Origin of the sequence: Burkholderia sp. AU33545, assembly GCF_020419685.1 — a bacterium.
Taxonomy (GTDB): domain Bacteria; phylum Pseudomonadota; class Gammaproteobacteria; order Burkholderiales; family Burkholderiaceae; genus Burkholderia; species Burkholderia diffusa.
On the sequence record NZ_JAIZRQ010000002.1, the window covers coordinates 355,063 to 373,300 of the forward strand.

At 63.5% G+C, this 18,238-nt stretch carries 17 protein-coding genes; 13 read left to right on the forward strand and 4 right to left on the reverse strand.

Annotation, left to right across the window (positions count from 1 at the left end; genetic code table 11):
• Positions 1-104: 104 nt before the first annotated feature.
• Together LGM71_RS07440 and LGM71_RS07445 are read left to right on the forward strand one after the other, a co-directional pair.
• Entirely contained in the window at positions 105-1,115 is a 1,011-nt protein-coding gene (locus LGM71_RS07440) for a hypothetical protein (protein WP_226114482.1), read from the forward strand.
• Positions 1,116-1,202: 87 nt separating this feature from the next.
• Positions 1,203-2,344, forward strand: a protein-coding gene (locus LGM71_RS07445; protein WP_413226860.1) for an IS3 family transposase whose coding sequence is annotated in 2 segments (ribosomal slippage) — positions 1,203-1,440 and positions 1,440-2,344 — 1,143 coding nt in all. Because the reading frame shifts where the segments join, the coding sequence is not laid out codon by codon here.
• A 214-nt stretch (positions 2,345-2,558) separates the two neighbouring features.
• Here the strand turns inward: LGM71_RS07445 and LGM71_RS07450 are convergent.
• Entirely contained in the window at positions 2,559-3,191 is a 633-nt protein-coding gene (locus LGM71_RS07450; RefSeq protein ID WP_226114483.1) for a TetR/AcrR family transcriptional regulator, read from the reverse strand.
• Between the two features lie 127 nt (positions 3,192-3,318).
• On the opposite strand from LGM71_RS07450, the gene LGM71_RS07455 reads away from it, so the two are divergent.
• Positions 3,319-4,293 (forward strand): SDR family NAD(P)-dependent oxidoreductase, encoded by a 975-nt coding sequence (locus LGM71_RS07455; protein ID WP_226114485.1) that lies wholly within the window; start codon positions 3,319-3,321, stop codon positions 4,291-4,293.
• A 1,216-nt stretch (positions 4,294-5,509) separates the two neighbouring features.
• The gene (locus LGM71_RS07460; protein ID WP_226114488.1) at positions 5,510-6,589 is read left to right on the forward strand and encodes a linear amide C-N hydrolase; all 1,080 of its coding nucleotides are present in this window, start codon (positions 5,510-5,512) and stop codon (positions 6,587-6,589) included.
• Positions 6,590-7,269: 680 nt separating this feature from the next.
• Here the strand turns inward: LGM71_RS07460 and LGM71_RS07465 are convergent.
• Positions 7,270-7,656 carry a hypothetical protein gene (locus tag LGM71_RS07465; RefSeq protein ID WP_124904063.1) on the reverse strand — a complete coding sequence of 129 codons (387 nt, stop codon included), beginning with the start codon at positions 7,654-7,656 and terminating at the stop codon, positions 7,270-7,272.
• Positions 7,657-7,910: 254 nt separating this feature from the next.
• On the opposite strand from LGM71_RS07465, the gene LGM71_RS07470 reads away from it, so the two are divergent.
• Positions 7,911-8,585, forward strand: coding sequence for a class I SAM-dependent methyltransferase (locus LGM71_RS07470; RefSeq protein WP_226114490.1), 675 nt, complete (start codon positions 7,911-7,913; stop codon positions 8,583-8,585).
• 190 nt (positions 8,586-8,775) lie between these two features.
• On the opposite strand, the gene speB is transcribed toward LGM71_RS07470, so the two are convergent.
• The gene (gene speB / locus LGM71_RS07475) at positions 8,776-9,738 is read right to left on the reverse strand and encodes an agmatinase (protein WP_226114492.1); all 963 of its coding nucleotides are present in this window, start codon (positions 9,736-9,738) and stop codon (positions 8,776-8,778) included.
• Positions 9,739-10,192: 454 nt separating this feature from the next.
• On the opposite strand from speB, the gene LGM71_RS07480 reads away from it, so the two are divergent.
• The 5 genes from LGM71_RS07480 (at position 10,193) to LGM71_RS07500 (ending at position 15,475) form a co-directional block, all read left to right on the forward strand.
• Positions 10,193-10,867, forward strand: coding sequence for a lysoplasmalogenase (locus tag LGM71_RS07480; RefSeq protein ID WP_226114494.1), 675 nt, complete (start codon positions 10,193-10,195; stop codon positions 10,865-10,867).
• A 243-nt stretch (positions 10,868-11,110) separates the two neighbouring features.
• Positions 11,111-12,694 carry a flavin-containing monooxygenase gene (locus LGM71_RS07485; RefSeq protein ID WP_226114505.1) on the forward strand — a complete coding sequence of 528 codons (1,584 nt, stop codon included), beginning with the start codon at positions 11,111-11,113 and terminating at the stop codon, positions 12,692-12,694.
• A gap of 21 nt (positions 12,695-12,715) precedes the next feature.
• Positions 12,716-13,654, forward strand: a complete 939-nt coding sequence (locus LGM71_RS07490) for an SDR family NAD(P)-dependent oxidoreductase (protein WP_226114506.1) — start codon at positions 12,716-12,718, stop codon at positions 13,652-13,654.
• The gene (locus LGM71_RS07495) at positions 13,651-14,556 is read left to right on the forward strand and encodes a metal-dependent hydrolase (RefSeq protein WP_124629027.1); all 906 of its coding nucleotides are present in this window, start codon (positions 13,651-13,653) and stop codon (positions 14,554-14,556) included. The genes LGM71_RS07490 and LGM71_RS07495 overlap by 4 nt, the downstream gene beginning before the upstream one ends.
• Before the next feature lie 4 nt (positions 14,557-14,560).
• Positions 14,561-15,475 (forward strand): alpha/beta fold hydrolase, encoded by a 915-nt coding sequence (locus tag LGM71_RS07500; protein ID WP_226114507.1) that lies wholly within the window; start codon positions 14,561-14,563, stop codon positions 15,473-15,475.
• Here LGM71_RS07500 and LGM71_RS07505 read toward each other — a convergent pair.
• Complete coding sequence (locus LGM71_RS07505; protein WP_124629023.1) at positions 15,436-15,990, reverse strand: putative glycolipid-binding domain-containing protein; 555 nt, start codon at positions 15,988-15,990, stop codon at positions 15,436-15,438. The two genes, LGM71_RS07500 and LGM71_RS07505, sit on opposite strands and share 40 nt — an antisense overlap.
• 271 nt (positions 15,991-16,261) lie before the next feature.
• On the opposite strand from LGM71_RS07505, the gene LGM71_RS07510 reads away from it, so the two are divergent.
• From LGM71_RS07510 to LGM71_RS07520, 3 genes are read left to right on the forward strand one after another with little or no spacing between them, the layout of a single operon-like run.
• Complete coding sequence (locus LGM71_RS07510) at positions 16,262-17,155, forward strand: urea transporter (RefSeq protein WP_226114508.1); 894 nt, start codon at positions 16,262-16,264, stop codon at positions 17,153-17,155.
• Positions 17,130-17,906 (forward strand): class II aldolase/adducin family protein, encoded by a 777-nt coding sequence (locus tag LGM71_RS07515; protein ID WP_226114509.1) that lies wholly within the window; start codon positions 17,130-17,132, stop codon positions 17,904-17,906. The genes LGM71_RS07510 and LGM71_RS07515 overlap by 26 nt, the downstream gene beginning before the upstream one ends.
• Before the next feature lie 60 nt (positions 17,907-17,966).
• A complete protein-coding gene (locus tag LGM71_RS07520) occupies positions 17,967-18,155 on the forward strand; it encodes a 4-oxalocrotonate tautomerase (protein ID WP_014898956.1) in 189 nt (62 codons plus the stop codon).
• Positions 18,156-18,238: the final 83 nt, after the last annotated feature.

Consider the following 18,238-nt stretch of genomic DNA (forward strand, 5'->3'; position numbering starts at 1 on the left):
GATCACCACGGGCAGAAATCAGTTCTGCCGTCCGACACGGACGTAAATCGCGCTAGACCGAACTGCAAAAACGAAAAACTAACTCTTGTCGGAGCAACGGGGAAATGGACCGCAGATATGTGCTGGTTGGATTCGTACTGACGTTCCTTGCAGGCTTCTGGGTGGGAGATCATGGGGCAGCCGCTCGGAAGACGGAATTCCGGAAGCTCAGGGCGATGCCAGCCATGCCCATCTGGAAAAATCCCCAATGCGTTTCAGCGAATATCAAAGAAAGCGAGCACTTTGAAATCGCCGCTTCGACTCTCGAACATATCGACCCGCATTCCCCTGACTGGCTCGCCATCGGGGCCGAACGCGCTCTCAGTCAAGACCTACACCGCAGTAGTCCGGGCCAGCACGGCCCGAGGGTGTGTAGTCCGCCAGCTATATATGCCCGTGTTGCTGCCGCCTTTGCAGGGAAACCTATCAAGGGCGCGTTTGATTTCTATGAAGTCGAGCTAGCCTCGCGAATGCAATCTCCGCCCGCCGAAGTAGTTGATGCCGTGGCACGAGTGGCGTTTGATCCCCGGCCTGTGATAGGCGACGGCATTGATGGACAGGTCAAGGGCGATATTAGGCCGATTGCGAGAACTACATTGGCAGGGTTTGGACACGAGTCGGCGCGATACGCGAGTACTGCGTTTGAGCAAATTTCGAGCGCCAGTTCCATTGGCACTGGCGCAGCGCAAGTGGCAGCCGCTGGGGGACATCCAGGGGCGCTTTCACGGATAGAGTCACTTATGAATCAGCTTCTTGCCACGGTTCCGGACGACAAGCCTATTCCACTGGCGACCCGCGATCGACTCTATGAGTTAGCGTGGGGAATCTATTTTTCAGGTGAATCAGCGAAGGACCATGTAACACCGATCATTAGACTCATGGGAAGACAAGTGCAGAGTGGCGCGCCTCCATTCGGCATAGTCAGTCTTCATCCGAAGCGGATGTGCGAAGTACTGTCGAAGATCTATGGCGACGACGGGCGGGTGAAAGTCAATTTTCCATACTGCGCCGACGAAACCCCATTCGAATCGTATCCCCAGGGCGCGTTCGCATTCGCGTCGACGCACGGCCAGTAAGACACGTCCGATGGGCTCTCTTTATGGACCGGCCAGCCTTTCGTAGACATCTTCGAGCCATAATTTATGGCAACCGAGGAGGTCGATATGAGCGGCAAGCGGTACACGGATGAGTTCAAGATCGAAGCAGTCAAGCAAGTCACCGAGCGTGGTCATTCGGTTGCAGATGTTGCCCAGCGTTTGGGCATTACGACGCACAGCCTATATGCCTGGCGGGCGAAGTTCGATAAGCCAGATGTCGTGCGCCAGGCTGAACTGGACCAGAGCGCCGAGGTGCGGCGACTGAAGGCCGAACTCAAGCGGGTGACCGAGGAGCGCGACATTCTAAAAAAGGCCGCCGCGTACTTTGCAAAGGTATGACGGCAAGGTACGCATTCATGCGGGCCCATATCAACGAGTATTGTCTGCGTACGATGTGCCGAGTGCTTGGCGTTCATCGCAGCGGCTATTACGTTTGGCAGCGTCAGTCGGGCAGTGCGCGCAAGCGCGAGGAGGACCGGCTGCTGGGTCTGATCAAGCCTCATTGGCTGACCAGCGGCGGCGTCTACGGTTACCGCAAAATCACGATGGATTTGCGAGAGTCGGGCGAGACGTGCAGTCGTCACCGCGTGCTCCGGTTAATGCGGACAGAAGGATTGCGCGCCGAGGTTGGCTACGGCAGCAAGCCTCGGCATCGTGGCGGTCCGGTCGGCGTGGTGGCCAATGTCCTGAATTGGGAGTTCGCCCCCGACGCGCCGAACAGGGTCTGGGTCACCGACATCACGTATATCCGAACCTATGAAGGCTGGCTGTATCTGGCGGCGGTCATGGATCTGTACTCGCGTCAGATCGTCGGCTGGGCCACGCGATCAACGATGACCAGCGACCTGGTATTGCAGGCTTTGCTGGCCGCAGTCTGGAAACGCAAACCGGGTCCCGGCGTTATGGTGCATTCGGATCAGGGCAGTCAGTTCACCAGCGATGACTGGCAGTCATTCCTGAGGGCTCACCATATGGTGCCGAGCATGAGTCGTCGCGGTAATTGCCACGATAACGCCGTTGCCGAAAGCTTCTTCAGCGCGTTGAAGAAGGAGCGAATTAAGCGGCGCATCTACCCGAACAGGGCTACTGCTGCCACGGACGTATTCGATTACATTGAGATGTTCTACAACCCGATTCGCCGGCATGGTTTCGCCGGCGACCTGTCACCTGTAGAGTTTGAGCGGCGCTACGCGCTAAACGGCTCGTGAGTGTCTATGAAACTCTGGCCGGTCCATTCAGCAGTACGAGCAGCTGCATCTTGAGGTCGGATTAGGATGACTCACAGACAAGCCGTTCGATGCCGCGGGGTTTCCAGTTGCCGAGATTGCGCGCGACGATTGCCAGAGAGCATGGTCAACTCATGTTGCCGCGAAGCGGCAACTATCAAAGCCTGCTGCCCCACAACGCCGCTTAACGCTAGCCTCAACTTTCTGGCACCGCGTTTCCACGACGCGATTGGAGCACCAGGTCGGCCGCTTCCTCAGCATCTTTGAGGAGCGTCTTGCGCGGCGTGCCTAACTGTGCACGCATGGTCAGCCCACGCGCTAAATCCGTGACTTGGGTTGCGCGCACGGCTACCGGAAAGTCAGATGGGATTTCTCCCGCGCCGATAGCGTCCCGGAAACGACCTTCCACCAGCGCGGTGCCACCAGCGGCCGCGTTTTGCAGAAACTGCCGGACCTCAGGGTCGTCCACAAGCGGCGCGACACAAATCAGAAGGCAGCCCCGGGCGGACTCCTTCTCGGTCGCACTTTCGACGGCGTACCTGAGAAAGCCCGTGATCGAGTCGCGAAGACCCTTTGGTGAGAGGAGTGCCTTCGCGGCTGATGCGCCTTTCCGTTCTGCGTACACCTTAAGGACCCGCAAGAATATCGCCCGCTTGTCCCCAAAGACGGCATACAGGCTCGGCCGTCCCACACCCATCCCGGCGACGAGATCGTCAATCGTCACTCCGTCGTAGCCTTTCGACCAGAACACTTGAGTCGCCTTTTCCAGCGCCCCTGTCTCGTCGAAGCTGCGCGGTCTGCCCCTCGGTCTAGCAGCATTTTGAATCATTTGGTTCAAAAATCCTTGACACTCGTCATCGCGTCAATATATAACTGAATAGTTCTAAATTAGCAAGTCGTCCGTGGCCACGCGTGCCCTCACGACTCGACCTTCCCCCTTCATCACTGCGACGCCCATGGAACATTCGATCGTACTCGTCACCGGCGCCACCTCGGGGCTTGGTTATGCGGCTGCCCGCATACTTGCCGGAGACGGCTGGCGCGAGATCATCGTCACTGGCCGTAGCCTGGCTCGGGTCCAGGAAACGGCCGCTCGGCTCGCAGCGGAAACTAAAAGACAAGTCTTCACGCCGCTGGAGCTGGAGTTGGACGCGCCGGCCAGCGTCCAGTCCGCGCTCGCCGAACTCGTCAAGCGAGGTCGGCCGATTGATTTCCTACTGCTCAATGCCGGGATGGTCCCAGGTAAGCAGCGGGTAATCACTGCGGCAGGCGTCGAGGCTTCTCAGGCCCCGCTCATCGGCCATCATCGATTGACTGTCGGATTGCTCCGCGCCAACTTGCTGAGCCCCAACGCGCGGATTGTTATTGCCAGTGCGGAACCTGCCCGAGGGGGTGTACCCATGTTCAAGTACACCGACGTGGACGCACTCGCTGCCAAATACCACCAGGGCGACCTGACCGCTGCTATGGAAGCCCTGCTGCGCAACGGGCCGAACGTGAGGTACGTGCCCAACAATGCGTATGCCGACGCGAAGCTCATCGTTGCGTGGTGGGCTGCGGCGCTGGCGCGTCGGCTACCTTCCGGCATGGCCGTGTACGCTGTCTCGCCCGGTGCGGCGACTGCGACCAACGTTTCGCGACATGCTAGCCTGGCCGTGAAGTATCTGTTTATCCCAATTGCGAACCTCATTCCCGGCATGAATCAGAAGCCGGAGACGGCAGCGGGCCGGTATGTCCAGGCCTCGAAGTTCGGAACCGAGGTTTCAGGGCAATTCTTCGCTTCCGCTCAAGGGAAGTTCTCAGGCCCAATTGAGGCGCAGCTCCACCCACACCTCCTCGACGGCGCTAATCAAGAAGCCGCGTGGCAGGCCGTCGTCAACGTCTCTGGCGTCAACTGGTCGTACGCGGAATCCTTACGCGCGGTGTCCTGAAGGCGCGCCGGTCGCCGTGAAATGGTCACAGTGACCAGAATCAGCAGGCGATTGCGGAGTTACATGATCACCCCAGTGGGCATAACGGCAGTTGAAATGAATAGTAATGCCAAGTAGTCAAATATCGGTAAATCAACCCCAGCTCTCTCAAGGATAGCTAACCGACATCGACGCCCTCGCCGTTCAGGTGAAGGCCGAGTTCGACAGAGCCCACGCGGATACCGCAGTCATTTCACCATCTTCGCCAATTCAAGAGAGCGGTGCCGCCGTACGATCCTCAGCCTACGTCTGGCTAGCCGCACTCCTTGAGCGAATCGTCCGAGACTCGCTGCAAGCGACCTTATGCGAAATCACGCAGCTGGCGGCACCCGTCCCGTGACGTTCGGGCGCTCCAAAGCGACGAACGACATGTTTTGCATTGCTAATCGTGTCGACGAAGTCATATTGCATCTACTGGGATCGCTCGACGCCCATGTCGACAAGAAGCAGTACACTCGATGAATACCGGCATTGCGCCACGAAGCGTGCTGGTGAGGGTACGCCCCGCAGCGCAATGCCTCCGCGCACCGGTCAATTTCAACATTGGATTCACTTCAAGAAGCGTTGTTTGGCACCAGGAAGATTCCGCCTCCCCGTGTAAGTACTTTCCGTGCTTTGCGCTCCAGCACCGCATAATGCGAGCGTTAATGACCGCTTCTTCTTGGCGCTACCGGCAGCTCACGGCCGACATGCTTCTTTACTCTGCGTTTTCCCGTGCCACATCTTGACCGACCGATTTCTGGCTTCCTTCGGCCATCGGCAGCCTTCGCGTCGAACGACCGCTGCGGGTCGATAACGGAATATCGACGCTGCAGCCCAGCGAGCGGAACATGGACCTGAGGCAACCTTCCGGTTTCGGCCAGGAAGCGACATTCACTGCGCCATCGAGAATGGCCATTTATCGGCTTTGAGGAGCCGATCGTACTCCGCTGAAAGAGTAACGAAATTGCACCGCAAGGAGAGAAGGTACAACCCAGCGTGCATTCCGATCTCACACTTGACTGCAACGGCCCAGTTGACAACTGCATTACGGAAATCCAATACTTCCCTTTTCCTCAGACGTTGTCGACGCGATATTGCCCGGGTAATCAATCGCAGCAGGCGGACACGAGTCGCCTTCGCAGCGAGCGTCGGCGTCGAGCGATCTGTAATCACCAACACAGCGTGAGGAATTGCCATGCGCCGCCCTTTTTGCGTCGTTCTGACCTGTCTCGCCGCAGCAGCGACGCTCCTCGTCGATCCGGCCGGATCGCTAGCCTGCACACGCGTCGTCTATCACGGTGACAACGACGACGTTATCACCGCCCGATCGATGGACTGGAAGCTCGACGTCGCCACCAATCTTTACATCCTGCCGCGTGGCATCACCCGCACCGGTGAATCCGGTCCGAACTCTCTTAAATGGACCGCCAAATACGGTAGCGTCGTGGCTACCGGTTATGACGTCTCCACCACCGACGGCATGAACGAAAAGGGGCTAGCCGCTGAACTGCTCTGGCTCGTCGAGTCGCAATATCCCCCCTTCGACAAAAACTCGAAACCGGGACTCACCATCGCCGCATGGGCGCAGTACGTGCTGGACAATTTCGCCACCGTCGCGGAAGCGGTCGCTGCGCTTGAGAAAGAGCCGTTCACAATCGTCACTGACAACGTCCCCGGAGAACAGCGCCTCGCCACACTGCACCTCGCCATGTCAGACGCGACTGGCGACAGCGCCATCGTCGAGTACATCGGCGGCAAGCAGATCATCCATCATGGTCGGCAGTACCAGGTCATGACCAATTCACCGACCTTCGACGAGCAGCTTGCACTGAACGAATATTGGAAGCAGATAGGCGGCACCGTCTGGCTGCCTGGCACCAATCGCTCTGCTGACCGGTTTGCGCGCGCCTCGTTCTACGTCAACGCTATCCCCAAGAGTGAAGACCCAGCCATTGCACTTGCCAGCGTTTTCAGCGTGATCCGTAACGTGTCGGTGCCGTTCGGGATCACCACCCCGGGCGAGCCGAATATATCGTCCACACGCTGGCGCACCGTCGCCGATCACAAGCGCATGCTCTACTTCTTCGAATCGGCCGTCACCCCGAGTACTTTCTGGGTCGATCTCAACAAGGTCGACTTCTCCGCCGGCGCACCTGTCAAACGTCTCGACCTCGGCAAGGATCAGCGCAATTCATTCGGCGGCGAAGTCTCCAAGGACTTTCAACGCGCACCCGCGTTTCCCTTCCTCGGCACCGGCGCGAGCAAGTCCCGCTGAGGCGTGGCGTGACGGCTTCATCGTCGACGCATTCTGTCAGTGCCATGACTCGTTCCGGCCGGATGCCTGTCGCGAGCACGTTACATCTCGCGGAGCTATCGCCAGCGCTGAGTCGGCAACTTGGCCCAGTGGCACCCTTTGGGTTCCGTTGGCGGGTAGCCTCTGGAAACGGACATTGAGAGTGGAGGCAACCAACGGCTGCTCAGGGCCGAACTGCGTCGGTCGCGCGTTGCAGGGCGGCGGCCGGCCGCGATCGGCCAGGAAGAGACACTCGCAACAAGTACGGAGATGGTTGACAATGCTTCGTTCAAGAGTTCGATTGCCACGCGTTCGCACAGGATGACCGAATCACTAATCTAGGCCGCCCCGAAATGAGACACTCCCTCGGATATCTGCATGAGATTTGGCTATGCCCCAACGGGCACGGACAATCGCTTCCAGCATGCATTCCATATGGACCAGATGGCGACGCAGCACGTGCGCTTAATGAACCTGGAAGTGAATGGGTCTGGACATTCTGGACGCGTTCACATGCAGAGACTATGGCTGTCTACTATGAATTTGTAGGCTACGGAGAATATAGCGTGCAGGCCGATCTTGATCGGCAACCCTATTCACCCGCTGCGTACGAGCGCCAGTCGGCCTACTTGCTTCGAGACGGCTCACTGAGGGCCTCAAGCTCAGAGGTCCGGCGCTGACCGCCAGTGAACAAATGGCGGATACGATGTTCCGCCAAGGAAGGCCAGAAATACTTCCACGACCTGATCGGCCGTGAACCATTCATCTGAGCGCATCGGAAGGTTGCCCGCTCGGAAGACCAGGATCGTGCCGTCAGGGCGTACAGGCGAAGGTTTGTTATGGAAGGCTCTCCATCGTTGCGCGCCGAATTCAAAGCGCTCGATCATACAGCTGGCGCCACCGCCGGCTACTTGCACGTAATTGCCTGCATCGTCAGTCAATGACGCATAGGATGACTTGCCGTAGCTTCGCAGCGACTTAAGCGCACGTGTAACCTGTATCGGAGTCGGCACGGTGTTTACCGGTCTGCCCTCGATTTCGAGTTTCATAGTTGATCTATCTCGATCCGTCTCAATCAGATGCGAATCATACTAACGCGGAAACCCAACAACGAGTGGCCGCTATCGGTGCATTCGGAAGACCGCTTCGGGTCGACAACGAAATATCGACGCTGCAGCCCAGCGAGCGAAACATGAACCTGAGGCAAACTTCCGGTTTCGGCCAGTTCCGCACATCGGGTCACTGGCGCTGAATCGACGACAATCTGGCAAACTTTCCGAAACACCGGCGCATGGAGGGCTGCGTGTCCGTTAATGTCAGCGGAACGGAGGGCTACGCGGAGAATGCGCCATTGCTCATCGAGCAATGGCAACATATTTCGTTTGCGGAGCATCACGCGCCCATCATGCATCTCGTGCCGATGGCGCCGTCCTGCGTCCTCGACGTCGGAGCCGGTATCGGAACCGACGCTGCTGCGTTTGCGACGATGGGGCATTCGGTCGTAGCCGTCGAACCGGTGGACGCGCTGCGAGTTGCAGGAATCCGGCAGTATCCGTCTCCCCGGATTGAATGGCTGGACGATAGCCTTCCGGATCTCGCGCTACTGCGTTCCAGACGAAAAGAGTTCCACTTTGTACTGCTGTCCGCTGTTTGGATGCACCTTGACGAGCACGAACGTCGCCGCGCGATGCCGAATGTCAGTGCTCTTCTTTGCGATGGTGCGGTACTGGTCATGTCCCTGCGTCACGGCCCCGTTCCGGAAGGCCGACGGATGTTCGATGTTCGGGCCGAGGAGACGATGCAACTCGCGAATGCTCATGGCCTGCGAACCGTCATGAACGTTCGGACCGAATCTTCTCAGCAAGGAAATCGGCACATGCGCGTGATGTGGAGTCGCCTTGCTTTCGTCAAGGACGGCGCGCAGGGCTGCCGGGAAGCTTGGAATCCCCGCGCGAGTTACCGCTATCAGGCGCGGTGAATACCGGCTTCGGGGCGGGAGGCACCCTCCACGAAAGCGCACGACGAGTTTTTCTGCTCGCCCCACGGCAAGCAATCCACCCACGGCCATCGATCCGTCGACGTTGCGCGCAGCGCATGAAAAAAGGCCCGCAGGCACCCGTCCCGCCGGCCTTTTGCATGACATGGCCGTGCACGTCGGCCTACCCGCTTCAGCCGCCCACCACCTTCTTCTGCCGCCAGAGGCACAGCAAATCGCACGCGACATGCGCTGCCGCAATTGCGGTGATGTCCGCGTGATCATAAGCAGGCGCAACCTCGACGACATCCGCGCCAACCAGATTCACCGCACCGAGCCCACGCACGATCGCGAGTGCCTGCGCGGACGACAACCCGCCCGCGACCGGCGTCCCCGTGCCGGGCGCGAACGCCGGATCGAGACAGTCGATATCGAACGTCAGGTACGCGGGCCGCGCACCGACGATGTCGACGATCCGCTCCACCGCCGCGCGCGGACCATGCTCATGCACCCACGCGGCATCGAGTCGTTCGATCCCGAGAAAATCGTCGTTCCACGTGCGGATGCCGACCTGCACCGACGTCGCCGGATCGATCAGCCCTTCCTTCACCGCCTTGTAGAACATCGTGCCGTGATTGAGGCTGTCCGGCTCGTCGTCGGCCCACGTATCGCAGTGCGCATCGAAGTGGATCAACGACAATGGCTTGCCGTAGCGCTCCGCGTGCGCGACCAGTAGCGGATACGTGATGTAGTGGTCGCCGCCGAGCGTCAGCATCTTCGCGCCCGAGCGCAGGATCGTGCGCGCATGCTCGACGATCGCAGGCTTGATCGACAGCGGGTTGTGCGCATCGAACCAGCAATCGCCGTAATCGACGACCGCGAGATCGTCGAACGGATCGAAGCCCCACGGATACGGATGGAGCTCCGCGAGCTGCACGCTCGCCGCGCGGATCGCGGCCGGCCCGAGCCGCGCGCCCGAACGATAGGTCGTCGCGAGGTCGAGCGGCACGCCGGAAATCGCGACGTCGACGCCGTCGAGCGCGCGCGTATAGGTGCGGCGCATGAACGACAGCACGCCCGCATAGGTGTTTTCGATCGAGGAGCCGTATGGCGTCGTGCGACGGATCGCGCCGTCGCCGTGGAGCAGTTCGGTCATGTCGAACCTGTTGGTCATGAGGACCGCACGCAGCCTCTGCATCGGGTGCGCTGGCGGGACCCGGCACGGATTCATTGAAAACGCGGCGGCCTGCCCTCGCCGGGCGCGGCCGTCGCGCCGGCCTGCGAACCCTGTAGCGCGGCCGGGCGGGACAACGTCGATACGCGGCGATGATAGCAAGCCGAAACCTCTGCGTTTGCCCCGGTTCGACCGGGGCAAACGCATCGGAACAACCGGCGCGGCGGCAGGTGTACCGGCGCCGCATGGCCCGAACCGGCATCGCCGCATCGCCACATCGCCGAACCGTCGCACCGCCACACCGCCGCACCGTCACCATGCCGCGCCTAGAAGGATTCGCCGGTTTTTACCCGGCCGTTCTTCCGGATAATGGCCAGCAGCCGCGCCCACGACGGCGCGCCGTCCACCGCGGACCACGACAATCCGGAGCCCCCCCTTGATCGCCACGCTTCCCGCCACCTATCGCCGGCTCTGGCCGCTGGCCGTCGCCGCCGCGCTGCTGTACGGACTGTCGCTCGCCGCCGCGCCCTATCCCGGCCAGGCCGCCGCGAAAGCCGCGATGGGCATCCTGTTGCTCGCGGCCGGCAGCACCTGCGCGGCACCGCGCGAACGCGCGTGGCTGTGCGCGGCGCTCGCCACGGCGGTGCTCGGCGACGTACTGCTCGGGCTGCCCGACTGGCCGCTGTCGTTCGTCCTCGGCCTCGGCGCGTTCCTGCTCACTCATCTGTGTTACTGCACGATCTTCGTGCGCTGGCGCGCGCGGCCGCACGGCTGGCGCATCGCGGCGCTGATCGGGCTCTGGATCGCCGCGCCGGCGTTCTACGTGGCCTTCCTTCCGCACCTGGGCGAGTTGCTCGCGCCGGTCGCCGTCTACATGCTCGTGCTGTGCGCGATGGCGAGCTTCGCGCTCGCGGCCCGCACGCGCGGCCCGCTGGTCGCCGTCGGCAGCCTGATCTTCGTGGGCTCCGACACGCTGATCGGCGTCGGACGCTTCCTCGGCGGCTTTCCCGGCATCGACTACCTGATCTGGGGCCTCTACGCGCTCGCGCAGGTCACGATCGTCGCCGGGGTTTTCCATGAGACGGTCGCCCGCCCGATCCGTCCCCGATAGCGTTTCAAACAGGCCGCCGCGCGCCGGCGGCCCCGCCGCTCGCTTCCCCCGCCCTGCCGACGGCCGTTTCCGCGCATCCCGCAATGCGGAAGCCGTCCCGTTCCAAACCCCGCTCAGCCTTTTCCCGCGCGGTTTCTGGCCCTTAGAGCGCCGCTTCTAGCCTCTTGCGGTTTCCCGGCTCACCCACTATCGTTACATCAACCAATGTAACATTAAAAAATGAGCCAAATCGGAGACACCCGGATGAATGCTCGCACGCTGCCTTTCGGCCCGCCCGGCCACGACGGCCTGGACGAAACCATCGACATCGCCATCATCGGCACCGGCTTCGCCGGTCTCGGGATGGCCATCCGCCTGCGGCAGACAGGCGTGACCGACTTCGTCGTCCTCGAGAAGGCCGCGTCGGTCGGCGGCACGTGGCGCGACAACCATTACCCCGGGTGTGCCTGCGACGTGCAATCGCACGTCTATTCATTCTCGTTCGCGCCGAACCCGCGCTGGACGCGCATGTTCGCGCCGCAGCCGGAGATCCGCGCATACCTGGAAGACTGCGTACAACGCTTCGGCGTCGGCCCTCACCTGCGCCTGAACCACGAACTGCAGCGCGCCGAATACGACGAGGTCGCGCAACGCTGGCACCTCACGTTCGCGAACGGCAAGCGGCTGTCGGCGCGTGTGCTGGTGTCGGGGATGGGCGGGCTGTCGCGCGCCGCGCTGCCGGCGATTCCCGGCGTCGAGAACTTCAAGGGGCGCGCGTTCCATTCGCAGCAGTGGGATCACGACTACGCGCTCGAAGGCAAGCGCGTCGCGGTGATCGGCACCGGCGCGAGCGCGATCCAGTTCGTGCCGCAGATCGCGCCGCGCGTGAAGCAGCTCGCGCTGTTCCAGCGCACGCCGCCGTGGATCATGCCGAAGCCCGACCGCAACCTGACCGGCTTCGAGAAATGGCTGTTCCGCACGCTGCCGTTCACGCAGAAGGCGGTGCGCAGCAGCATCTACTGGATGCTCGAATCGCGCGTGCTCGGCTTCGCGATCCATCCGTCGCTGATGAAGAACGTGCAGAAGCTCGCGCTGCGCCATATCCGCAAGCAGATTCCCGATCCGGAACTGCGCAAGACCGTCACGCCGAACTACACGCTCGGCTGCAAGCGCGTGCTGATCTCGAACGACTACTACCCGGCGCTGTCGCGCAAGAACGTCGACGTGATCACGACCGGCATCGACCACATCGAAGCCGACGCGGTCGTGACGACCGACGGCCGCCGTCATGAAGTCGACTGCCTGATCTACGGCACGGGCTTCCAGGTCGCCGATCCGTATCCGCGCGGCGCGATCATCGGCCGCGGCGGCCTCGACATCGTCGACGCCTGGCGCGACGGCGCGCACGCGTATCTCGGCACGACGCTGCCGGGCTACCCGAACTTCTTCATGATCGTCGGTCCGAACACCGGCCTCGGCCACAACTCGATGGTGTTCATGATCGAGTCGCAGATCGAATACATCCTCGGCGCGCTGCAGGCGATGCGCCGCGAACGTGCAGACGCGATCGAGGTGCGCCCGCTCGTCGAGGCGCAGTTCAACAGCGACCTGCAGGGCCGGCTCAAGAAGGCGATCTGGTCGACGGGCGGCTGCAAGAGCTGGTACCTCGATCCGCGCACCGGCAAGAACACGACGCTGTGGCCGGGCTTCACCTGGCGCTTCCGCCAGGCGACCGCGCACTTCTCGATCGCCGATTACCACGCGTATCGCGCGCCGCACCACGACACGAGCGCGCGGCCCGTCGTCGCGCCCGCCGCTTCCGCTTCCACTTCCGCCGAAGCGGCCTGAGTCAGACAAGGAGCCACCGACATGACAGATTTCGCCAACAAGGTCGCCGCGATCACGGGCGCAGGCTCGGGCATGGGCCGCTCGCTCGCCGTGCAGCTCGCGCAGGCCGGCTGCCACGTGTCGCTCGCCGACAAGAACGGCGTCGGCCTCGCCGAAACCGAGCGGATCGTCCGTACGATCGCGCCGAACGTGCGCGTGTCGACGCGCGTGCTCGACGTCGGCGACCGCGACGCGATGTTCGCGTGGGCGGACGACACCGCGAAGGAACACGGCAAGGTCAACCTGATCTTCAACAACGCGGGCGTCGCGCTGTCGAGCACGATCGAAGGCATGGAATACGGCGATCTCGAGTGGATCGTGAACATCAACTTCTGGGGCGTCGTGCACGGCACGAAGGCGTTCCTGCCGCACCTGAAAGCATCGGGCGACGGTCACGTGATCAACACGTCGAGCATCTTCGGGATCTTCGCGCAGCCGGGGATGAGCGGCTACAACGCGACCAAGTTCGCGGTGCGCGGCTTCACTGAATCGCTGCGGCAGGAACTCGACATGATGAAGTGCGGCGTGTCGGCCACCTGCGTGCATCCGGGCGGCATCCGCACCAACATCGCGCAATCGAGCCGCGTCGCGAAGAACATGGTCGGCTTCATCGTCGAGAGCGAGCAGCAGGGCAAGGACAGCTTCGAGAAGTTCTTCATCACGACCGCCGACGACGCCGCGCGCACGATCCTCGCCGGCGTGCGCAAGAACAAGCGCCGCGTGCTGATCGGCCGCGACGCGAAGGGCGCGGACTGGATGGCACGCATCCTGCCGGCCGCGTACCAGGCGCTCGTCGTGCTCGCGACGCGCCGCGAGGCCGCGAAGGCCCGCCGCGCGGCCGCGCGCTACGGCGCGCCGGCGGCCACGCCGCTTCACGCCACCTACAACAATGCAGGCAATCAGGGAGGAGAACAATCATGAAGACCCCGAACATGATGCCGGTGCGGCGCGACATCCGTTTCGCGCTGCCGCCCGAACGCGCGAAGGACTGGCACGTCCAGGGCGTGCCCGTCACGCACTTCATGAACGCGCTGTCGCTGCTGTTCCCGGCCGGCGAGCGCTTCTTCATGGATTCGGTGCGCAACTACCGCGACCGCATCGAGGATCCGGAGCTGAAGAAGCAGGTGCTCGGCTTCATCGGCCAGGAAGCGATGCACACGCGCGAGCACATCGAGTACAACGACCTGCTGCAGTCGTCCGGCCTGCCCGCGCACAAGCTCGACAAGCGGCTGTGGACGATCCTCGGCTTCTTCAAGAAGACGCTGCCGCATTCGATGCAGCTCGCGATCACGATCGCGCTCGAGCACTACACGGCGATCCTCGCGAACCAGCTGCTGTCGGGCCACGAACACCGGATCGACGGATCGGTCGAAGGCTATCAGCAGATGTGGATGTGGCACGCGATGGAGGAAACCGAGCACAAGGCGGTGTCGTACGACGTATGGAACGCCGTGATGAAGCCGGGCCTCGGCAGCTACCTGCTGCGCACGGGCACGATGCTGACGACGACGGTATTGTTCTGGGCGATCGTGTTCGACTTCCACGTTCGCCTGATGCGTGCGCACCGTCGCGAACACGGCAGGTTCGGCGGCATGTGGCGCCTCGTGAAGTATCTGTACAGCCCGAGGCACGGCGTGTTCCCGAGCATCGCCCGCGAATGGCTCGACTACTTCCGCCCGGGCTTCCATCCGTGGGACCACGACAACCATCAGTACCTGCAGGAGCTCGACACGCTGCTCGCGAACATCGACGCGACCAACGCGCGCCATGCCGCGCAGGCCGCCCCGCGCCGCGTGCCGCTGCATCCGGTTCCGCAGGCATGACGTCGTGGCGCGCGCACACGAGATGCTGACCGTCCGCTCCGGCGACGTGAAACTCGCCGTCTACGTCAGCGGCCTGCGGCGCGCGCCGCCGCTGATCCTCGTGCACGGTTATCCCGATTCGGCGGCCGTGTGGGCGCCGATCCGCGCGCGGCTCGCGAAGCGCTATCGCGTGATCGCGTACGACGTGCGCGGCGCCGGCGCATCCGATGCGCCGCGCCGCCGCGCGGACTACGCCCTTGCGCGGCTCGCGGAGGACTTGAAGGCGGTGGCCGACGCGACCTGCGGCAACCGGCCGTTCCATCTGGTCGGCCACGACTGGGGGTCGATCCAGTGCTGGGAGGCCGTGACGGACCCCGCGTTCCGCGGCCGGATCGCGTCCTATACGTCGATCTCCGGCCCGTGCCTCGACCACGTGTTCCGCGCGAAGATGCGGCTCAGGCAGAGCCTGAAGTCGTGGTACATCGCGTTCTTCCATCTGCCGGTCGTGCCGTCGCTGGTCTGGCGCCTCGGCGGCGCCGCGCTGTGGCCGCGCTGGCTGCAGCTGACCGAGCGCGTGCGGCCAGAACGCGACCCCGCGCAGTTGAAGAATGCGCTGAACGGGTTGCAGCTCTACCGCGCGAACTTCCTCGCGCGGGCGAGAAAGCCGCGCGAGCGGTACGCGCAGGCGCCGGTGCAGATCCTCGTGCCGATGCGCGACCGCTACGTGACGCCCGAGATGTCGGTCGATCTCGATCGCTGGCTCGGCGAGCACGTGCGCGAGGAAATCGACGGCGCGCACTGGATCGTCACGCGCAACCCGGAGCTGATCGCGGCGCGGATCGACCGGTTCGCGGCGGCGCATGAAAGGCCGGCCGTCGCGGCGGCAACGCGAGCGGCGGTTCAGCGCAATGCCGGCAGGCGCTTGAACAACGTTTCGTAGTCGATCACGAGCCCGTCGGCGTCTATGTCCATTTCCGCCGTGAAATTCCGGAAAATGCCTTCGTAGCGGTAGCGCCGGCCGGGCTCGATGCACGTGTACGCCTGCTTGACCGGCGTCACCTCCAAGTCCGGCGTCGAGATGTATGCGACGTCGATCGGCCGCCGCTCGCCGCGCGCGAGACCGAGGCGGCCGATCGGCAGCGAATTCGTGAACGGCGTCGCCGCGATGTCGATGTCGACGCAACCGTCCAGTTCCGGCAGCACACGCCCTGAACCGTCGCGCCAGTGCCCGGCGCCATCGCCGTGCAACGCCAGCGTGCCGCCGCCCATCACCTTGAGCACCGCGTACGTCACGCGCCAGTGCGGATCGCACTCGACGCGATACGCGAGCCCGTATGCGCGGCCGTACCGCTGGCCGACCACCGCGCTTTCGACGACGATGCCGCCGCCACTCCGGTCGAACGTCAGATGTTCGACGCCGTCGCCCTCGAGCGACGCCCAACGCACCGCGCGCATTCCTTCGCCTCCCGGTTGGTCCGATGCTGGACATCGTCGCACGAATCCCCGATCGAAGACGTGAACCACCACGCGTACTTGGGTCAAAGGTACCGGCCATTGCCCGAATTCGCGACCGAAGCCAACAATTCGCCCGAAAACGCCAATGCGCAGTCCCCCGGGCATTCCCCAATTTGGGGCATCCGCCACAAATCCTGACTATCCAGAATTCCCTATTCCGGTGCACGGGATTGTGTCCTATGCTCGCGGCTCGTCCTGCCTTACCGCCGCCATGCCTACCGCCCGCCCTGCCTCGCCGACGATCGACCTGCATACGCTGCTGCGCGGCATCGGGCAGATCGTCCTGCAGGCGAATGCAGTCAGCGGCGCGCTGCTGCTCGCCGCGCTGGCACTGACCGACTTGCGGCTCGCGTCCGCCGCACTGGTCGGCTCGGCCGCCGCCAGCATGACCGCCGTGCTCACGGGCGCCGAGCGCCGCGACGTCGAACAAGGGCTGCACGGCTTCAACGGCGCGCTCGCCGCGCTGATCGCCGTGCTGTTCGCACCTTCTTCGCTCGCCGCCATCGCGCTGGTGCCGGTGGTCTCGATCGGCGCGGCACTCGTGCAGCGCGCGATGCGCGTGCTGCTCGCCCGCTGGCGCCAGTGCCCGTATTCGAGCCCGTGCCTCGTCATCACCGCGCTGTGGCTACCGTTTGTCGCACCGCAGCATGCGAGCAACGCGGCGGCAGGTGCCCCCCTTACGTTGCCTTCCATCGCCGACGCGCTGCTTTCGGGCATTGCACAGACCACCTTCGCGCAAGGCCCATGGGCAGGCATGCTGATCGTCGCCGGCCTCGCCGTCGCGTCGCGCCGCGCGGCCGCATTCGCGCTCGGCGGCGCGATCGTGTCGACCGTGCTGCTGGTCGCGTCCGGCGCGAACGGTGCGTCGTTCGCGGATGGCCTGCTCGGCTTCAACGGCGCGCTCGCCGCGCTCGCGCTGATGTCGCGCGGCCCGCGCGCGGCGTTCGCGGCCGCCGCACTCGCCGCGCTGATCCAGTGGCTCGCGACGCGCGCGGGCGTCCCCGCGTTCACGGCCCCATTCGCACTCGCGTCGTGGGTCACGGTGATCGTCGCGCGCCGCTTCACCCTCGGAGAACCCGATGTCGTCATTCGCACACCGTCCTGACACCGTGAAGCCCGGCGGCCCGATCTCGGACGCCGAGCGCCGGTTGCGCGTCCATCTCGCCGCCGCCTATCGCCTCGTCGCGCTGAACGGCTGGGACGACCTGATCTACACGCACCTGTCCGCGACGGTGCCGGACGAACCCGGGCATTTCCTGATCAACCCGTTCGGCCTCACGTTCGACGAGGTTCGCGCATCGAATCTCGTGAAGATCGACCTGGCCGGCAACCGGATCGGCGACGGAGAACACGCGGTCAACGTGACGGGCTTCGCGCTCCACGCGGCCGTGCATGCCGCGCGGCCGGATGCCGTCTGCGTGATGCATCTGCACAATACGGCGGGCATCGCCGTGTCGATCCAGCGCGACGGGCTGCTGCCCGCGTCGCAGCACGCGCTGCGGTTTCACGGCGATCTCGCGTATCACGACTACGAGGCGCTCGCGTTCTCGCCGGCCGAAGGTGCGCGGCTCACCGCCAGCCTCGGCGCGAAATCCGCGATGCTGCTGCGCAACCACGGTACGCTGACGGTCGGCCGGACCGTTGCCGAGGCGTATGTATTGATGGATACGCTGATCAAGGCCTGCGACATCCAGATACGCGCGCAGGCCGGCGGCGGGCCGCTCGTGCTGCCCGAGCCGGCCGTCGCCGACCGCACGGCCGAGCAGTTGCGCGACGGCGGCGCGATCGAGGGTGAACTGGAATGGCCGGCGCTGCTGCGCCGCCTCGACCGAATCGATCCGTCGTATCGCGACTGAACCGATACCATCGCCACGCTCTCTACGAATCGTTCACCCCAACCATCGGAGCATTCAGTCATGCCGACTTTCAATATCCAGTTGTTCGAAGGCCGCACCGTCGAGCAGAAGCGCGCGTTCGTCGAAGCGATCACGCGCGTCACGTGCGAGACGCTCGGTTGCGACCCGGGCTCGGTCGACATCATCCTCGCCGACGTGAAGAAGGAAAACTGGGCGACGGCCGGCAAGCTGTGGAGCGACGAGCGCTGATTCCGGCAACTTCGGCGCCGGTGCAACCTGCCCGGCGACGTGCGTTCGAATCGCGGTGAGATTGCGGGGACATCCGGGCGCAC

Coding starts and splice junctions, on each gene's coding strand:
- LGM71_RS07450 (WP_226114483.1), bottom strand. CDS start 3,191: ATGATTCAAAATGCTGCTAGACCGAGGGGCAGACCGCGCAGCTTCGAC.
- LGM71_RS07520 (WP_014898956.1), top strand. CDS start 17,967: ATGCCGACTTTCAATATCCAGTTGTTCGAAGGCCGCACCGTCGAGCAG.
- LGM71_RS07510 (WP_226114508.1), top strand. CDS start 16,262: ATGCCTACCGCCCGCCCTGCCTCGCCGACGATCGACCTGCATACGCTG.
- speB (WP_226114492.1), bottom strand. CDS start 9,738: ATGACCGAACTGCTCCACGGCGACGGCGCGATCCGTCGCACGACGCCA.
- LGM71_RS07460 (WP_226114488.1), top strand. CDS start 5,510: ATGCGCCGCCCTTTTTGCGTCGTTCTGACCTGTCTCGCCGCAGCAGCG.
- LGM71_RS07515 (WP_226114509.1), top strand. CDS start 17,130: ATGTCGTCATTCGCACACCGTCCTGACACCGTGAAGCCCGGCGGCCCG.
- LGM71_RS07495 (WP_124629027.1), top strand. CDS start 13,651: ATGAAGACCCCGAACATGATGCCGGTGCGGCGCGACATCCGTTTCGCG.
- LGM71_RS07485 (WP_226114505.1), top strand. CDS start 11,111: ATGAATGCTCGCACGCTGCCTTTCGGCCCGCCCGGCCACGACGGCCTG.
- LGM71_RS07490 (WP_226114506.1), top strand. CDS start 12,716: ATGACAGATTTCGCCAACAAGGTCGCCGCGATCACGGGCGCAGGCTCG.
- LGM71_RS07455 (WP_226114485.1), top strand. CDS start 3,319: ATGGAACATTCGATCGTACTCGTCACCGGCGCCACCTCGGGGCTTGGT.
- LGM71_RS07465 (WP_124904063.1), bottom strand. CDS start 7,656: ATGAAACTCGAAATCGAGGGCAGACCGGTAAACACCGTGCCGACTCCG.
- LGM71_RS07505 (WP_124629023.1), bottom strand. CDS start 15,990: ATGCGCGCGGTGCGTTGGGCGTCGCTCGAGGGCGACGGCGTCGAACAT.
- LGM71_RS07440 (WP_226114482.1), top strand. CDS start 105: ATGGACCGCAGATATGTGCTGGTTGGATTCGTACTGACGTTCCTTGCA.